Origin of the sequence: Salinivibrio costicola subsp. alcaliphilus (assembly GCF_001996185.1) — a bacterium.
Taxonomy (GTDB): domain Bacteria; phylum Pseudomonadota; class Gammaproteobacteria; order Enterobacterales; family Vibrionaceae; genus Salinivibrio; species Salinivibrio costicola.
In genome coordinates this window covers 21,573-38,915 of record NZ_MUFR01000035.1, presented here as the reverse complement: position 1 = coordinate 38,915, position 17,343 = coordinate 21,573, and the positions used below count along the sequence as shown (strand labels likewise).

The following is a 17,343-nucleotide window of genomic DNA, read 5'->3' as shown; positions in this document are numbered from 1 at the left end:
TTCCGGAGAGATGGCTGAGTGGTTGAAAGCACCGGTCTTGAAAACCGGCAAGGGTTAATAGCCCTTCTAGGGTTCAAATCCCTATCTCTCCGCCACATACTAAAAAGCCGCTGCTCAGTCAGCGGCTTTTTTGCGTTTATCCCCCCACAAATCCCCAAACCCTGACTGCGCCAACATTTTAGGCGATTATGCCTAAACAGCTATTCTGCACTCTGGTACGCTAACTCTTATATTTCTGTCCCTTACATGGCCTTTTGGGCCCCAGTGGTTTGCGGCAACATCGGTATTGTGTTGCTCACCACTTAGGCGAGCGTTAGTTCCCCAGAGGCAGCAATCAATCCGTAGGGAATTTTTGTTTCTGGTGGAGTACACGCATAACTCGGATAATATCGCCCTCGTCCCAGTAAGAAACAATCATCGAAATCTCAGGAATAATGAGTAATCGACCGCGGATGCCATCTCGTTGTGCACCCATTAAAGATTGTTCAAGCAAGTTTTCTACTTTTGCTTCAATGAGGTTGTCAGTTTTTTCTGCCGCATCAGGGTTGAAGTCATAGAGAAACTCGAAGATCTTTTCACGATCATTAAGTGGCGCTTCTTCCCATAAAATCATTACTTACCTCGATGACGGATTCTGGCCTTACGCTCTTCCATTCGAGATTTAGCTGTTTGGTGCTCAACGAAAACGGATTTTCCTGAGTCAAACTTCTCAAATGCTAGGTTGACTTGTTCAGTTAGCCATGCATCGTGAGATAATGTTTTTCTTTGTTGTTCAGCGAGTTGCTCAGTAAGTTCACGGCAAGCATCACTCAGCGTTCGACCTTGGCTTTCAGCCATTTGTTGAGCGAGACGTTTTGTTTCTTCATCAACACGAAATTGAATTCTTGTGTCCATGATGTATTCCTTTGTTTGTGTGTGTACAAATGTTAGCACTAGACTTTGAGATGGGCTACTAACAAACGACTCAAGAGGGACTGTCAACGCGTGGCGTTTCGCAGCGACGCCGCGACTGATTGGTCTCTGTAGACGGATGTTAGAAATCCCGCGACGGTTGAGGTAGCATTGCCGACTTTTTCTGCGGTGAGAGGCATTTATGTATATCGGCTTTGACTATGGTACAGCCAATTGTTCGGTGGCGAAGATTGAAAACGGTCAACCGACGCTGTTACGCCTAGAAGGGGACAGCTTGTTTATTCCTTCCTCCCTTGCCGCACCTACGCGCGAATCGGTGTCTGAGTATCTGTTTCGTCATCGGGGCATCAAGCCGCTAGATACGATTGGCGAGCAGATGTTACGCCGCGCCATCCATGTAAACCGAGAGGAAAGCATTGAACTTGAGGCGGAGGACATGGCGTTTGGTCAAGCGGCGCTCGATCGTTATCTCGATGATCCGCGTGATATGTACTACGTGAAATCCCCTAAATCTTTCCTTGGCGCGTCAGGTTTACGTGATGCCCAACTGCGCTTTTTTGAAGACCTCGTATGCGCAATGATGGATAACATCAAAACCCAAGCCGAACACCAAACTCAACAGAGTATTCATGATGCGGTGATCGGTCGGCCGATTAACTTTCAAGGCCGTGGAGGCGAGGTGGCAAACCGCCAAGCCGAAGGTATTTTGCTCAATGCGGCTAAGCGGGCGGGCTTTAAACAGGTTGAATTTCAGTTTGAACCAGTCGCTGCCGGCCTGGACTATGAAGCGACACTGAGCGAAGACCAAATCGTTCTTGTGGTCGATATCGGTGGGGGCACCACAGACTGTTCATTGATTGAGATGGGGCCATCATGGCGCGGTAGTAGCGATCGTAGTGCAAGTTTGTTAGCGCACAAAGGTCAGCGTATTGGCGGCAATGACCTAGATATTGCGTTGGCATTCAAACAAATGATGTTTCCGTTTGGAATGGGCAGCAAAATGGAGTCTGGCATTGAGATGCCGATTACGCAGTTTTCCAACCCCATCGCGATTAACAACGTACAAGCGCAAAACGATTTCTATGCGTTTGAAAACTTGGCGGTGCTCAAAGGGCTGCACAAGCAAGCGCAAGAGCCACATAAATTGGCCCGTTTGCTTGAGGTATATCACGAGTCGTTGGGTCACAACATTGTCCGTCGTGCGGAAGAGGCAAAGATTGCGTTGTCGGATCAAGCGGCTTATCGAGCGGGCATTCAACTGTTCTCCGAGCGCGTGGACGTTGATGTAACGCGCGATAATATGATTGATGCGATTGAGGCGCCCAAACGTAAGATGATCGCCTTAGTGCACGATGTGGTCGCGCAGGCCGGTGTAAAGCCTGACGTTATTTTTATGACAGGTGGCTCGGCGCGCTCGCCCTTCTTACGGGAGGCTGTACAAGCAGAGCTGCCGAACATTCCTGTAGTGAGTGGCGACTACTTTGGCTCAGTCACCGCGGGCTTAGCGCGTTGGGCGGAAGTCTGCTTTAAGTAACCGTCGCTTGACGAACTGGGTTTGACGCTTACTTGTAATACCTTGCGAAAGAAAAAAAGTTGTCAATAATAGGAACCCTACTTAGCGAAAACTTCCGTATTTTGATTAGAAATCATGCACCAAGGTGGGGGTGTTGGCGCGAAATAGCTTGGTTAGGGCAGACTTATATCGCCAACCCAATGCCAGTAGCCGTTTCGCTAAGCTTTGATTTTGAATGGTGGCAACTTCAATGCCGCGGTAATGATGCGGATGCGCTTGAATATAGTCGATAAACGCCGTCAGCACCCCTTGGCCGCGAACGCCGGGAGCAAATTGTAGCGAAACAATCGATAATCGCTGGCTACCAATAGGGCAGTGGATAAGGCAATAGCCGAGCGGGTGCTTGATCGCGGTGGAGAGCTCTGGAAAAGCGCGCGTCTGATGACGTTGGGCCAATTGGTCATAGCCGTGGCATAGATGGTTAAGCAGTTGCCGAGCGTTATCATCCATCGGTGTGTCTCTGGAGAGGTCGAAACGTAGCCACCATATTAAAGGCTTTATTTTTTCGAAAAACAGAAAAGCGCAAGCCACGTATTTGCCTCTTTTGGGCACAATAATCGCGCAAAAGTCGCGATTTCTACGCCAGACAACCAGCTAGTTTTTAAAACTGTGCGCGAGCTCATGCCGCACCATTGGTCGTTAGTGAATAACGCGTGTGCACCAGCATCGGTATGCTTTTATTATCGATGTATGAGAAAACGCACCTCGCGGCCATGTCGTCATAACTATCCCTACATGGCAGCGAAATGAGTAAAATACAGTCTGGATAAGGTACGTAGCGCGATAATAATCAATGTATGCGCTGATAAAATAGGAATAGGAACATGTTTCCAGCCGCATGGCGCTCTAAGCGTTTGTGTTTTAGTGCGTTTGAGTACAGTGATGCAAAGCGAGTCAAAGCACTGTTTGAGCAAAATCAGCATCTGCAATATCAAGATCCCACGTTTAAACCTTGGTCGTTGTCGACCTATCAAGCATTGATAGCGGATAGTGCGGAGAAAAAGGCGCCCGACGTCGAAGAGGCCTTTTACCTTCGTCGCATTCAGACCCATGACGGTAAAGATATTGGCTACTTACAAATCTCACTCAATGCGCCGGATGCACAGAGTGTTTGGCTGCCCATGCTCACTATTTCTCCAAGATATCAAAAGCATGGCTATGGCAGCGAAGCGGTTGCGAGCGTGATTGAAACCGTGCAAGCTTATGGGGACTATCGACACATGGGGGTGAATGTTTATGCCGAAAACATTCGTGCGTTTCGATTCTGGTATCAGCAAGGGTTTTGTCGTATTACCCATTTTGAACCCGAGCAAGATGAAGGACGAGATTACCACTGTTTGGTGCTCTATCGAGACCTTATGTCGTGAGGGCATCATCACGGTAGTGAACAGGGAAAGTGACTGAGTCATATAGGAAAGGAAAATGATAAAAACACCGAAAAAACGTCTGTTACTGACGCGTGTCGCACTGAGTGTTGTACTTGGTATGGGGCTTAGCGTTTCATCAACTACGGTGCAGGCGGCTGACGCTGCACAAGTTCAGGTGCAGCGAGCGTCTGGGCTCCATCTGCAAGATTTTGATCGATCGGTTCGTCCACAAGATGACTTGTTCCGTCACGTGAACGGCACGTGGTACGACCAAACCCAAATCCCCAGTGATATGTCCAGCTATGGTGCGTTCCGTATCTTGGCTGAAGAGAATGAAAAGCGTCTGAAAGGCATCATTGATGAGCTGGTGGCGCGTGATGATCTCAAGCCTGGCTCCAATGAGCAAAAGCTGCGTGATTTTTATCTTAGCTATATGGACCAAGATAAAATCGATGCCCTAGGGGTGACGCCAATCAAACCTGAGCTCGATCGTATTGCCGCGATTTCCTCGAAGCCTGCGTTGATTTATGCGATGGCCGATTTGCGACAAATTGGTGTTGGGATCCCGTTTAGTTTTTATGCGTGGGCCGATGCGAAAAACCCTGACTATAACGCTCTGTATCTGAGCCAAAGCGGGTTGGGCCTGCCCGATAGAGACTATTATTTCCGAGACACCGAGGACGCTGAGCGTATCCGCACCGCGTATAAAAGCTATCTCGAAGACATGCTGCGCTTAGCGGGTTACGATCAGGCCAAACAACGCGCTGATCGAATTTATCAGCTGGAGAAAACGCTGGCAGAACACCACTGGACACGCGCTAAACGCCGTGACGCGCAAGCAACCTATAATAAAATGCCCATTGAGGGGCTCAACCAGTTGATGGGCGAGTTTGATTATGCTCGCTTTGCCAAGCGCGCGGGTATCGACAAAGCCGATGAGGTTGTGGTGCGCATGCCGTCTTATTTTGAGGCGCTAGGGCAGGTGTTTGAGCAAACCAGTTTGCAAGCGTGGCAAGATTATCTAACCATTCGCACGCTCAATGCGTTTGCACCGCGCTTAAATCATGAGCTGGTTGAACGTCAATTTGCGTTCTATTCCAAAACCCTTAACGGCATTCCTGAGCAGCGTGACCGTTGGAAGCGGGGCGTGCAAGCCACCGAAGGGGTGCTGGGTGAAGCGCTCGGCCAAGAGTATGTCGCCCGCTACTTCCCGCCAGAAGCCAAAGCGCGTATGGAAACCATGATTGATAACTTGCGTGCCGCGTTTAAAGACTCGATTGAATCATTAGCGTGGATGAGCGATGAAACCAAAGCGAAAGCATTGGATAAGCTGAGTAAATTCACGCCCAAAATCGGCTATCCAGAGCAATGGGAAGATTACAGCGCGCTGACCATTAACGCCGATGACTTGATTGGCAACAGCAAACGTGCCGCACGCTGGGGCTATCAAGATATGCTGTCGCGGATTGGTGCGCCAGTTGATCGCAAAGAGTGGGGTATGACCCCGCAAACGGTCAACGCTTATTACAGCCCAACCGCCAATGAGATTGTGTTTCCCGCCGGGATCTTGCAACCACCGTTTTTTGATATGAATGCGGATGATGCCGTGAACTATGGCGGTATCGGCGCGGTGATTGGTCATGAAATGGGGCATGGTTTTGATGATCAGGGTTCGCGTTATGATGGCGATGGCAACCTATCAAACTGGTGGACGGATGAGGACCGGGCGCGCTTTGATGCACGCACCCAAAAGCTGGCCGAGCAATTTAGCCAGTTTGAGCCATTGCCGGACTTGTTCATTGACGGCAAAGTGTCTTTGGGTGAGAACATTGGTGATTTAGTCGGCTTGACCACCGCCTTCCGCGCCTATCAAAAATCGTTGCAGGGTGAATCGTCTCCAGTGATGGACGGGTATACCGGCGAGCAGCGATTCTTCCTCAGCTGGGGGCAGATTTGGAAAATGAAGATGCGTGAAGATGCCCTGCGTGAGCGCGTGTCGCTGGGTCCGCATGCGCCACCGCAATATCGCGTGCTCGGTGCGCCGCGCAATGTCCCTGCGTTCTATGAAGCCTTTGATATTAAGGAAGGTGATGGCATGTATTTACCCGAAGATCAGCGGGTGAATATCTGGTAATCTCTGATGCCGCCTTCAAGGCGGCATTTTTGTTTCGGAGAGGGAGAATATTGATGAGCAAGTTTACCGAGTACAAAGTCGTTCATATTGTTGAAGGTGGTTGCGGCACCTTATTGCTGGGCTCAAGTGGCTTGCCGCTGCAACGCCTCGAAGCCGAACTCAATCAATACGCACAAGATGGTTGGCAGGTTGTTTTTCAAGTGATCGAAAAGAAACGTTACATGCTGTTTTGGCAGCGTGAGGCTGTGATTGTCACCCTAGGTCGCTAATGCTCAAGTATTTGTCGCTTACTTTAATCCATCGTTACCAAGCTAAAGGTGGATCAAAGAAACGGTTCAATATTGCGTGTAATTTCGAGCCGAGCTGCTCGGAGTACACGCGCCAAGCGATCGAAAAGTACGGCGCACTTCGCGGCTGGCAACTCGGCTTAGCGCGCATTCGTCGTTGTAATGATCCCGATGCAGTAGAAATAATTCACGATGAGGTGCCTTAGATGCGGATAACGCAACCATGGCAAGAGCTGAAAACACAGGAAGCCTTGCTGCGTGATCAAGTGAATGGCTTAACCCCAAGCCAGAAAAAACGCTATTTTGCCGAGCAAACCAGACAACTGAAAGATCCAGACACCTATGCGGTACTCAATTGGGCTTTCTTAGGGGGATTCCATCATCTTTACTTGCGAAAGTACCGGTTGTTTATCGTAGAATGTACGTTATTGGTAATCGCCATTATTGGCTTAGTGATGAGCCAGCCATATTTCGCTCTGATTTTGGTTGGTTTAGTGCTATTTGAATTACCACAGCTTTTTTTGGCCCAAAAAATTGCCAGGCAGTACAACTACCATGTATCACGCTCAATTTATGAACACGTCCGCCACGGTGATTAATCCATGAAGCGCCGTCGGATCCGTAAACGCCACCAGCATCAATTCTTTTTATGCCAGAAGACATATCGTCGCGCCTTAATTGATTTAATTGAAGCAGATCCTATGAGGATGCGAGCATTACGATGTGTTCAGTCTCTCAATTTGCCTCAGTGCTATATCGCCGCCGGATTTGTGAGAAACCTTGTCTGGGATGCGATGCATAAATATCCGCCAAGTGCGCTGAATGATATCGATGTGATCTACTATGATCCGAGCGATACCAGTCGTGAGCGTGAGCAATATCTTCAAGGGTTACTACAAAAAACCATGCCAGAGATTACCTGGCAAGTCCGTAACCAAGCACGGATGCACGAAAAGCATCACGACCCCGCGTATGCTGGCACCCTGGACGCCATGCGATTTTGGCCTGAAAAAGAAACGGCCATTGCGGTCCGTCTCGATATGAATCAGCGCTGTGAGATCATTGCCGCGTTTGGGGTTCAGTCGCTGTTCGAGTTGAAGCTGAGCCATAACCCGGCACGGCCATGGGCGGTTTTTCAGCAGCGTATTGAAGAAAAACAATGGTTAACCCATTGGCCTAAACTGACCGTGACCACCCAGTGCTCAGTCGCTGCCAAGCCGATTGATGAAGAGTAAAGCCAAATAGAGTGCGCCTTGGCACAGATTGGCGAAAACACAAAGGGCATACTACCCCAATCTTCTGATTGGTAAGTAAATGGACGACAATGAAATACCGCATGGACGCAAGCCCGAGTGATGACGATATTACCGCTATCCGTCAGGGGCTAAAACAAAGCAACGCCCCTTTCTTGGCAGGTCTCCCTGAGGGCACGCTTGCCGGCTACGCCTATAATGACAATGATGAGCGCATCGGTGGCATTGTTGCCAATACCTGGGGCCAATGGCTATTGATTAAATACCTTTGGGTCGATGATGCTTTTCGCCATCGTCATGTCGGCAGCCATCTATTAGATAATCTGGAAGAATATGCCAAGGACATAGGCTGTAAAATGGCGTTTGTCGATACCTTCAGCTTTCAAGCCAGACCCTTCTATGAAAAGCACGGTTATCAGTGCCAAATGACATTGACGGACTATCCTGTTGATCATGCACTGCACTTTATGACCAAGGTGCTTAACGAAGCTTAACGGCCACGTTTGTCTTGTTCGTTATGTCAGTGTCTTGTTCGTTATACCAGTGATAAGTATGAACGCGTTAAAGTAAATGAATTGGCTTGATACAAAAACGCCACGAGCAAGGCTCATGGCGTTTACGTATGATTCAATAGATAACCGCTATCGAATCAATAACAGAGGGACGGGCGAATCAATCACAATGCGTGTGGTGGTGCTACCCACAAACAGCTGACGCAGCTTGGTATGACCGTAAGCGCCCATGGTGATTAAGCCCACATTTTGTTGCGCTTGGTACGCCAACAGAGCCTGAGCGGGCTCACCCGATAAACGTGCTTGAACAACATCGACACCTTGGGCGGTTAAGCGTTGGGCTGCACGTTCAAACGCCTCTGAATGTGCGTCGTTATCCACCATCACCAAATGACAGGTCATGCCCTTAAGAAGGGGCGTGTTCAGGGCTTTCTCTACCAGCTTTTCACTGACCTCACTGCCATCAAACGCGAGAAGGTAGCTATCGGGTGGGGTGACATCCCCGGTGGCAATCAAAATATGATTGTGAATACGGCGGACGACGCTTTCGAGTTGCGATCCAATCGCTTTGGCATCGTTCTGGTGCAAATCACCGGACCGGCCAATCACCAGCACCCGCATGGTCGATTCAAGCGCTAGCAAAGATTCAAGCAAGTGGCCATGTTGCTGCAAGCGCGTGACCTCGGTCAGCCCCTTTGATAGTGCCACTTCTTCGCACTCATGCAATAGGGCCTTACCATGTTGCAAGGCCAGTTTGGCACGCTTTTCATCCAGCTCGACCAGCTCACTCATGAGCTGATCGCGACTGCCTAAACCAATACTGCCTGATAACTCAGAATCGCTACTCGCGGGCTTTTCCAACACATGCAAAAAGGTCAGCGGTGCAGACAGGCGTGAAGCCGCCCAAATGCTGAGATCCGTTACCGATTGGGTGTACGACGCACCATCAATACAAGCAATAATTTTATTCATCGTGCGCTCCTTAGTGTCCACCCATCATTTTTTCCACTTCTTCCGGATTATCATGGACGCCAAATTTGTCCACAATGGTGGCCGTTGCTTCATTCATGCCCACTAAATTCACCTCGGTGCCTTCACGGCGGAATTTAATCACCACGCGGTCGAGCGATGAGACGGCGGTAACATCCCAAAAGTGCGCATCAGAGAGATCAATGGTGACGCGTTCAACGGCTTCTTTTAAATCAAACGATGTAATGAACTGCTCGGAAGAGGCAAAAAAGACCTGCCCAACAACGCGATAGGTACGCTCGTCAGCTTGGGTTTGCTCGCTTTTAACCACCATAAAGCGACCAATTTTGTTGGCAAAGAACAAGGATGCCAATAACACACCGACCAAAACACCAATGGCTAAGTTATGGGTTGCCACTACCACAATCACGGTGGTGACCATCACAATATTGGTTGACAAAGGATGGGTTTTAAGATCTTTGATAGAGCTCCACGAGAATGTCCCAATCGAGACCATGATCATTACCGCTACCAGGGCCGCCATGGGGATCAACTTAATCCAGTCGCTTAAAAACACTACCATGATCAACAGGAGTGTACCGGCACACAGGGTGGATAAGCGTGAACGACCGCCGGATTTGATGTTAATGATCGATTGACCAATCATCGCACAACCGGCCATACCACCAATAAAGCCGGTGGCAATGTTCGCGATACCTTGGCCTTTACACTCGCGGTTTTTGTCACTGCCGGTGTCGGTCAAATCGTCCACAATGGTAGCGGTCATCATCGATTCGAGCAAACCGACTACCGCTAGTCCCGCTGAGTACGGGAAAATAATCATCAAGGTTTCAAGGTTAAGCGGCACATCGGGCCATAAAAACACCGGTAAGGTATCTGGCAACTCGCCCATATCACCCACAGTCCGAATATCTAACCCAACGCTAATAGCAAGCGTCGTTAGGACCAAAATACATACCAAGGGCGATGGCAATAATTTACCGACCACAGGAACGTATGGGAACAAATAGATAATGGCTAATCCTGCCAGCGTCATGGCATACACGTGCCACGTCACGTCAGTGAGCTCGGGTAACTGGGCCATAAAAATGAGGATCGCAAGGGCGTTAACAAACCCAGTGACCACCGAGCGTGATACAAAGCGCATTAGATCGCCGAGCTTGAGGTAACCGGCCAGAATTTGCAAAACACCCGTTAGTACGGTGGCGGCCAATAAATATTCAAGACCGTGCTCTTTAACCAGTGTCACCATCAGTAACGCCATGGCGCCGGTTGCCGCAGAGATCATCCCGGGTCGGCCACCGACAAAGGCAATGATCACTGCAATACTGAATGAGGCATACAGTCCCACTTTCGGGTCGACACCCGCAATAATAGAAAAAGCAATCGCTTCTGGAATTAACGCTAGAGCTACCACAATGCCAGCCAGCACGTCACCACGCAGATTGGAGAACCAATCACGTTTCATCGTTTCAATCATGAACAGTCTCAGTCTTTTAAAGGAATATGATTATACAAGGTGAAAAAATAAGGCGGGAACGACTAGGGCGGCGTCATGCGCATGGCAACTCCCCTTTATAAATAAAAAACGTGATGATAGTCACTGACTACTCTCTATTCAAGTCCCAATCCCAAAAACCGAGGTTTAATCGCCAAGCTCATCGTTAAGGTACTACCAAAAGCGGTTTTTAAAGATAAATTTGACGATATTACGATTATTTTGTTAGTTTGGTAGGACCAAAAGCGAGGAGCCATCATGATAGCATCCACAACCAGTCTGTTTCATCCGGTACAAATGGGACGTGCCAGTGAAGACGTTGCCTTGCAGATCGAATCTGCGATTTTATCGGAAGCGCTGAAGCCGGGAGACAAGTTACCCAGTGAACGTGAGCTACAGCAACAGTTTGGGACGGGGCGTGGAGTGGTACGCGAGGCGATTCAATCACTCAAACAAAAAGGCTTGATTGAAATTCGTAAAGGGCAAAAAGGTGGAGCGGTTGTCCGCCAGGTTGACGTGCACAATATTAGCGAGTCACTGGCATTGTTCTTAAAACAAAGTCACGTCAAAGCAGACAAAGTGGCGGAATTTCGTGAAACCGTCGATCACAGCTTAGTACTGCTCGCGATCAGTCGTGGAACAATAGAACAAAAGCAACAGTTAAACGATAAGGTCGCCGAGCTTGCGGCACTTGCTAAAGATGATGAGCCCGATCTCGCTCGCTTAGGGGAGCTCGACCGAGCACTGAACTTGTTGATTGCTACCATGTCGGGAAATCCGATTTTTGAGTGGGTGATGCATGCGATACAGCAAGGGTTTAGCTCACACGACTATGCGCTTTATCAGGCGACGGATTACCGTCGTCTTACAGTGGAAAACTGGCAACAGACCGTTAACCACATTATCGCTGCGGAGCCGTTTAAGGCACAAGCAACGATTAGCCACCATTATCGGTTGCTACAACAATGCATTGATGCACAAGTATCAAGCGAATTATAAAAATCATCAAAAAGGAAACCTCTACACAATCATACCCATCACCCGTGTTGCGATTATTCCGGGCTTATGCCCTGCGCGCGGGAAGGACAAAAACTGGAGGTTTTATGGGACAGCAACAAAATTACGACTACATCATTGTTGGTGCAGGCTCGGCAGGCTGCGTACTGGCGAATCGTTTAAGTGCCAATCCAGATAACAAGGTGCTGTTACTCGAGGCGGGACGCCCTGACTATCGAATTGATTTTCGTATTCACATGCCTGCGGCGTTAACCTATCTGCTAACAGATAGCACCTATAACTGGCTCTATGAATCCGAGCCCGAACCGAATATGCATAATCGCCGCATTGCGCAGCCGCGCGGTAAAGTGCTGGGTGGTAGCAGTAGTATTAATGGCATGATTTATATTCGTGGTAATGCGTTGGATTATGAAAAGTGGGCCAACGATCACGGGCTGAAAAAATGGGATTATGCCCATTGCTTACCGTATTTCCGCAAGTGTGAGACGCGATTAAAAGGCCAAGATGACTATCATGGCAACAATGGTCCGCTGGCGATTGAAACCGCACAATGTGATAACCCTCTGTTTAGTGCGTTCTTTGACGCGACGCAACAAGCGGGCTATCCATTGACCGACGACGTGAATGGTTATCAGCAAGAAGGCTTTGGTATTTTTGATCAAAATATCTATCGCGGCCGTCGTCACAGTGCTGCCCGGGCGTATTTACACCCGGTCATGAACCGTAAAAATCTGACAGTACTGACAGGGGCAACGACCGATAAGATCGTGTTTGAAGGTAAAACCGCGATTGGGGTGGAATACCGTAAGTGGGGTCGCAAAAAAACCGCTTATGGGGCTGAAATTATCAGCTGCGGCGGCGCGATTAACTCACCCAAGCTCTTACAATTATCCGGTGTAGGTGATGAGAATACGCTGAAAAACTTAGGTATCAAACCGGTGCATCATTTGCCAGGCGTGGGAGAAAACTTACAAGATCACTTAGAGCTGTATGTGCAGTACGAATGTAAAGAGCCGGTCAGCATGTATCCCGCGCTTAAGTTTCACAATCAGCCTAAAATTGGTTTTGATTGGCTTTTCCGTCGTAAAGGTGCTGCCGCGACTAACCACTTTGAAGCGGGTGGATTTGTGCGCGGTAACGACGAAGTCGCCTACCCGAATTTACAGTTCCACTTTTTGCCGTTGGCGATCCGTTATGATGGTTCGGCACCGAACAAAGGACATGGCTTCCAGTTACACGTTGGGCCGATGAATACCGATGTGCGTGGCCATGTCAAAATTCGTAGTACCAACCCGGATGAGAAGCCAGAGATCTTCTTTAACTACCTTTCAACGCCACAAGAGCGTAAAGAGTGGGTGGAAGCGATCCGTGTCTCTCGCGATATCATCGCCCAGCCGGCTTTTGATCATTTACGTGGCAAAGAGCTTTCGCCGGGCAGCGAGGCACAGACGGATCAGGAGATCCTCGACTTTGTGGCTCGAGAAGGGGAAAGTGCCTATCACCCAAGCTGCACATGTAAGATGGGCCTTGAAAGTGACGAAATGGCCGTGGTGGATGAATCGCTGAACGTCCATGGCGTGAATAACTTGCGTGTGGTGGATGCCTCCGTGTTCCCGGCGATCACCAATGGCAATTTGTACGCACCGACGATTATGGTGGCAGAAAAGGCCGCTGATATGATCATGGGCCACACGCTTTCGCCGGCGAAAGATGCGGAATACTACCGCTATCTTCCTGAGCATGCCCCCGCACCGGAAGAAGACGCGGCGCTGGCTTAAATTCGGTCTGCGTTAGGCGTTAATCACCAAGAGCCAGCCATGCTGGCTCTTTACTCGTTTACAGCCCCGCCATTTTTTGTCTCTGTGTCTTCCAAATGGGGAGATGCTTGAAGAAACTTGGGTAACGTTAATGTGACCGCCACGCCTTGGTTAACGTCAGAGTCAAATTTGAGCTGGCCTTGCAGCTTTTGATACACCAAATTAAAAACAAGGTTCAGTCCCAATCCTGATCCTCCTTTGCCGCGCTTGCTCGTATAAAAGGGCTCAAAAATGCGTTGATGTAAGTCGGGAGGCACCCCCACACCATTGTCAGTATATACGATGTCAACCTCGTTGTTATGGTCTATCACTTTGATGTGGATATTCGGATTGCTTACCCCTTCAAAGGCATGGCGAACGCTGTTCATCACTAAGTTTGAAATGACTTGCGTTAATACGCCCGGCAAGCTATTCATCAGTAGTTCCGCATCGCCCTCGACAACAGGTGTCACTGGGACTTTTTTCGTTTCAGGATGCAGGCTCCCTACGAGCGCATCCAGGGTTTGTACAGGGCGGAATTGACTGCGGCTCTCAGAGACTTGATCGACTGCGGTTTGTTTAAAATCTCGAATCAAGCGGGCGGCACGATTGAGGTTATTTTCTAGCATGCCAGTGCCGTCTGTGATTTGTTGCATCCATTCTGTGTATTGTTGGCTGGTTAGCGTTTGCTGCTCGAACGCGGTATTTAAGCGTGAAACGGCCTCTTTAATTACTGAGTTGGCGGTTACGGCTATCCCAAGTGGTGTATTGACCTCGTGGGCGACACCGGCGACTAAACGTCCGAGCGCCGCGAGTTTTTCTGATTCGACCAACTGATTCTGTGCCGCTTTGAGATGGGCCATACTGTGTTCTAAATCTTGAGTCCGCGTTTCGACGGTAGCCTCCAAGGTTTGATTCAGTTTTTCTAGCTCAAACTGTGTTTGCTTTAGCTCGGTAATATCAATTGCTGTCCCTCGAAAACCGACAAAGCCTTGATGGTTGAAATGCGCGACGCCCTGGAAAACAAAATAATAGGTATTGCCGTCGAGGGTGATCTGCTCCTCACACATGGTGAAGTTTTCACAGGCATCCATTTTGTTTAGCAGCGACGCGCAATGAATAAGTGCTGGAACCGCTTTTATTTTTGTGGGGGGCTCAATGGAAATAGCCAACGCAGACTGCATTGCTTCTGAACAAAAGGTGAGTCGCTGTGTCGCGTCGGTTTCCCAAAGCCAGTCTGACGCAGCGTTAGTAAAGTCCGCTAACCGTTGTTGCTCTAAGATAATATTTTGATAAAGGTTACTTATCCGTAAGGTGATTTTATTGGTTTCGTCAGCGAGCCAGTCCAGTTCGTCATTTTTCTCCATGATAAACTTGCGATGTTTTAGGTTTAGCGGCTCATGAGTCGGTGCTAACGGATCAAACTGACGTAAATGCTTGGCGATGGCGAATACTCGCTGGCTGACACTTTGGTGAAATACCCACAGGATTAACGCGCAGACAATCAGTGTTTTAACGCCATTAAGAAGCAGCGTGACTAAAAATTGTTGTAGTAAAACGTCATAGATTTTTTGTGTGTCTGATTCAATCTTTAAAACCCCGAGCTCGATACGACGCTCGGTGTCTGGGTGCACGTAAGTGAGCACTGTTTCGCTCGTGACCGTACTTTGTGTGTTGGGTTGACCGGCATCTAAAACAACCTCATCAAACTCAATGGATAGATAATCAATATAGGGTAAATTAACCAGACCATTGAGGCGGTTCTGCGCACTGACCAGATCAAAGACCCAGAGTGAGGATGCAAGCAGATCTGCATGCACATTCTTGATTTCATATTGGCGTTTATCAACGTTATTGAATGCCTCTTCATAGTCCCATGATAGTTGCAAGAGCGTTGTCATGATGGTGAAAACGCCACTGAGAAGTACCATCAATAAAATGATCCGCCGTCCAACAATGCTAAACAGTGGATGACTTAACCCTTGTTCAAATTTGTGCAGCTTTCCCATGCTCTTTTTATCGCCTTAGTGCTTGTCTTTGCTTACGTTTCGCGAGCTGCGAGTCGATAAGCTCAAAGGGATTAAAAACATAAATTTAGCGCCTTTTCCTGGCTCTGATTCAAATTGAAGCTCGCCTTCTAACTTTTGCCTAACCAAATTAAATACCAGATTCAGCCCTAGGCCTGATCCGCCACGTCCGCGTTTAGTGGTATAAAAAGGTTCAAAGATACGATGATGTAGAGCGGGATCAATACCACATCCGTTGTCCTGATAACTGAGGTACAGATGGTCGTCTTGTGTTTCAAATTCAATAATGATTTCAGGCGATTGAGTATCCTCAAAAGCATGATTGATACTGTTCATGACAAGGTTTGAGATAATTTGAGTGATCACACCAGGTAAACTGTACATCCGTATATTGTTATCACCTACAACCTGCGGCGTCACTGGGACTTTACGCGTTTCTGGGTGCAGGCTAGCAATCAATGCATCTAAGGTTTGTTTGACATCGAATTCAGTGAGTGCTTCAGAGACTTGATCGACCGCGGTTTGTTTAAAATCGCGAATAAGACGCGTAGCACGTGTTAGGTTATGCTCGAGCATTTGTACGCTCTCATTCGCCTGATGAATCAAAGAAGCAAACTGCGTGCTGGTCAGGGTTTGGTTTTCAAATGCTTGATTGAGTGTTTTAGTGACGTCTTGAACAACCGAGGAGGCGGTAACCGCGATCCCTAACGGGGTATTAACTTCATGTGCAACGCCGGCGACTAAGCTGCCTAACGCCGCCAGTTTCTCTGACTCAACTAACTGCTCTTGCGCCGCTGTTAGGTGTTCCATACTTTCTTGCAGCTCTCTAGTTCGCTCATCCACCGTTAACTCTAGATTTTGGTTCAATGCTTCCAGTTCAAATTGCGCGGCTTTGAGCTCAGTGATATCAATGCCGGTACCACGAAATCCCCGAAAGCCATTCACACCATGATGGGCGATCGCTTGAAAGACAAAATAACGGCTTTGCTCTCCGAATGGGATGGTTTCTTCACACATGGCAAAGTCTTGTTGATGATTAAGATAAGTCACAAATTGCTGACAGCCAATGCCATGCACTAAGTCTTTGAGGTTGGGAAAGCGATTGGCCCCTAAACCGAATGCTTGTCGCATTGGCTCAGAACAAAAAGTGAGCTTGAGATCGGCATCGGTTTCCCAGAGCCAGTCAGAAGATACATGGGTAAAGTCCGATAGCCGTTCACGCTCTAACATAATATTACGGTAAAGCGTTGACATATTATTGGTGATTTTATTGGCTTCGTCGGTAAGCCAGTCGAGCTCATCCTCTCTTTCCATAATGAAGCGTTTTCGCGGCAAAATGAGTTTGTCGTCCTTGGGATCGAGTGGGTTGTAGTGGCGAAGAAATTGAGCAATTTTAAAGACTCTTTGACTGACGGTATAATGAAAGACTAAGAGAATGAAGAAGCAAACCAGCAAGGTTTTTATGAGGTTGAGTAGCAAGGTAATAAAAAAACGCTGCGTCAATTCGGTATAGATGGTCTGGATATTTGACTCAACATAGACGGTACAGACGCGCTGCGTTTTACCTGTATCTGGGTCATCATATTCCAGTGGGTACTCATTCACCATCTTTTTCAGGTCGACTGGCTTGCCTGCCTCAAAAAGATAGTTTTCGGACCGTATAGCTAGGTAGTCAACATGAGGAAGGTTGACTAATCCATCGATTCGCTCTTGAACACTGGTGAGATCGTAAATCCACAGTGAGCTCGCGATTAATTCGGCGTGGATATGCTCAATTTCATCATGGCGATTTTCTACTTGACTAAAGGCTTCATCATACTGCCAATAGCTCTGCAACACTGTGGTCAATAGCGTGAAAAAACCGCTGAGACAAACCATAATCAGCAGAATGCGTCGGCCTACCAGGCTGAAGAAAGGGTTACGAATGCTGTCATCGAATTTATGGCTTCGGGTCATAGATAGACTGGCGCGCTGTAA

Annotated in this window: 17 protein-coding genes, 1 tRNA gene and 1 pseudogene; 12 read left to right on the top strand and 7 right to left on the bottom strand. The window is 48.4% G+C overall.

Features of this window, described 5'->3' with window-relative positions:
* Positions 1–4 precede the first annotated feature (4 nt).
* Positions 5–95: transfer RNA gene (locus BZJ21_RS12010), tRNA-Ser, on the top strand.
* A 239-nt stretch (positions 96–334) separates the two neighbouring features.
* Here BZJ21_RS12010 and BZJ21_RS12005 read toward each other — a convergent pair.
* On the bottom strand, positions 335–613 hold the full coding sequence (locus tag BZJ21_RS12005) for a type II toxin-antitoxin system RelE/ParE family toxin (protein ID WP_077669895.1): 279 nt from the start codon (positions 611–613) through the stop codon (positions 335–337).
* Positions 613–894 carry a type II toxin-antitoxin system TacA family antitoxin gene (locus BZJ21_RS12000; protein ID WP_077646637.1) on the bottom strand — a complete coding sequence of 94 codons (282 nt, stop codon included), beginning with the start codon at positions 892–894 and terminating at the stop codon, positions 613–615. Before BZJ21_RS12000 ends, BZJ21_RS12005 begins: the two co-directional genes overlap by 1 nt.
* 199 nt (positions 895–1,093) lie before the next feature.
* Here BZJ21_RS12000 and yegD point away from each other — a divergent pair, with 199 nt between their 5' ends.
* Positions 1,094–2,446, top strand: coding sequence for a molecular chaperone (gene yegD / locus BZJ21_RS11995; protein WP_077669894.1), 1,353 nt, complete (start codon positions 1,094–1,096; stop codon positions 2,444–2,446).
* Between the two features lie 105 nt (positions 2,447–2,551).
* Here the strand turns inward: yegD and BZJ21_RS11990 are convergent, their stop codons facing one another.
* Positions 2,552–2,935, bottom strand: a complete 384-nt coding sequence (locus BZJ21_RS11990; RefSeq protein ID WP_077669893.1) for a hypothetical protein — start codon at positions 2,933–2,935, stop codon at positions 2,552–2,554.
* Between the two features lie 114 nt (positions 2,936–3,049).
* Between BZJ21_RS11990 and BZJ21_RS16685 the strand changes: the two are divergent.
* The 8 genes and pseudogenes from BZJ21_RS16685 to BZJ21_RS11955 form a co-directional block, all read left to right on the top strand.
* Positions 3,050–3,133 (top strand): annotated as a pseudogene (locus BZJ21_RS16685) (cytidine deaminase); the annotation flags it as partial.
* 176 nt (positions 3,134–3,309) lie between these two features.
* On the top strand, positions 3,310–3,852 hold the full coding sequence (locus BZJ21_RS11985) for a GNAT family N-acetyltransferase (protein ID WP_077669892.1): 543 nt from the start codon (positions 3,310–3,312) through the stop codon (positions 3,850–3,852).
* Positions 3,853–3,907: 55 nt separating this feature from the next.
* Entirely contained in the window at positions 3,908–5,986 is a 2,079-nt protein-coding gene (locus BZJ21_RS11980; protein ID WP_077669891.1) for a M13 family metallopeptidase, read from the top strand.
* A 53-nt stretch (positions 5,987–6,039) separates the two neighbouring features.
* Positions 6,040–6,255, top strand: a complete 216-nt coding sequence (locus BZJ21_RS11975; RefSeq protein WP_021022754.1) for a DUF4177 domain-containing protein — start codon at positions 6,040–6,042, stop codon at positions 6,253–6,255.
* Positions 6,255–6,479, top strand: a complete 225-nt coding sequence (yidD, locus tag BZJ21_RS11970; protein WP_077461263.1) for a membrane protein insertion efficiency factor YidD — start codon at positions 6,255–6,257, stop codon at positions 6,477–6,479. Before BZJ21_RS11975 ends, yidD begins: the two co-directional genes overlap by 1 nt.
* On the top strand, positions 6,480–6,872 hold the full coding sequence (locus tag BZJ21_RS11965; protein WP_021022756.1) for a hypothetical protein: 393 nt from the start codon (positions 6,480–6,482) through the stop codon (positions 6,870–6,872).
* A gap of 3 nt (positions 6,873–6,875) precedes the next feature.
* Complete coding sequence (locus BZJ21_RS11960; RefSeq protein WP_021022757.1) at positions 6,876–7,508, top strand: nucleotidyltransferase family protein; 633 nt, start codon at positions 6,876–6,878, stop codon at positions 7,506–7,508.
* An 89-nt stretch (positions 7,509–7,597) separates the two neighbouring features.
* The gene (locus tag BZJ21_RS11955; protein WP_021022758.1) at positions 7,598–8,020 is read left to right on the top strand and encodes a GNAT family N-acetyltransferase; all 423 of its coding nucleotides are present in this window, start codon (positions 7,598–7,600) and stop codon (positions 8,018–8,020) included.
* 147 nt (positions 8,021–8,167) lie between these two features.
* On the opposite strand, the gene BZJ21_RS11950 is transcribed toward BZJ21_RS11955, so the two are convergent.
* Complete coding sequence (locus BZJ21_RS11950) at positions 8,168–9,010, bottom strand: universal stress protein (protein WP_077669890.1); 843 nt, start codon at positions 9,008–9,010, stop codon at positions 8,168–8,170.
* Between the two features lie 10 nt (positions 9,011–9,020).
* Positions 9,021–10,508, bottom strand: a complete 1,488-nt coding sequence (locus BZJ21_RS11945) for a SulP family inorganic anion transporter (RefSeq protein ID WP_077669889.1) — start codon at positions 10,506–10,508, stop codon at positions 9,021–9,023.
* A gap of 276 nt (positions 10,509–10,784) precedes the next feature.
* Here BZJ21_RS11945 and BZJ21_RS11940 point away from each other — a divergent pair, with 276 nt between their 5' ends.
* Both BZJ21_RS11940 and betA read left to right on the top strand, forming a co-directional pair.
* The gene (locus tag BZJ21_RS11940; RefSeq protein WP_077669888.1) at positions 10,785–11,525 is read left to right on the top strand and encodes a FadR/GntR family transcriptional regulator; all 741 of its coding nucleotides are present in this window, start codon (positions 10,785–10,787) and stop codon (positions 11,523–11,525) included.
* A gap of 104 nt (positions 11,526–11,629) precedes the next feature.
* Complete coding sequence (betA, locus tag BZJ21_RS11935) at positions 11,630–13,321, top strand: choline dehydrogenase (protein WP_077669887.1); 1,692 nt, start codon at positions 11,630–11,632, stop codon at positions 13,319–13,321.
* Positions 13,322–13,371: 50 nt separating this feature from the next.
* Here betA and BZJ21_RS11930 read toward each other — a convergent pair whose 3' ends face one another.
* Positions 13,372–15,348 carry a PAS domain-containing sensor histidine kinase gene (locus tag BZJ21_RS11930; protein WP_077669886.1) on the bottom strand — a complete coding sequence of 659 codons (1,977 nt, stop codon included), beginning with the start codon at positions 15,346–15,348 and terminating at the stop codon, positions 13,372–13,374.
* A gap of 15 nt (positions 15,349–15,363) precedes the next feature.
* Positions 15,364–17,322, bottom strand: a complete 1,959-nt coding sequence (locus BZJ21_RS11925) for a sensor histidine kinase (protein WP_077669885.1) — start codon at positions 17,320–17,322, stop codon at positions 15,364–15,366.
* Between the last annotated feature and the right edge of the window lie 21 nt (positions 17,323–17,343).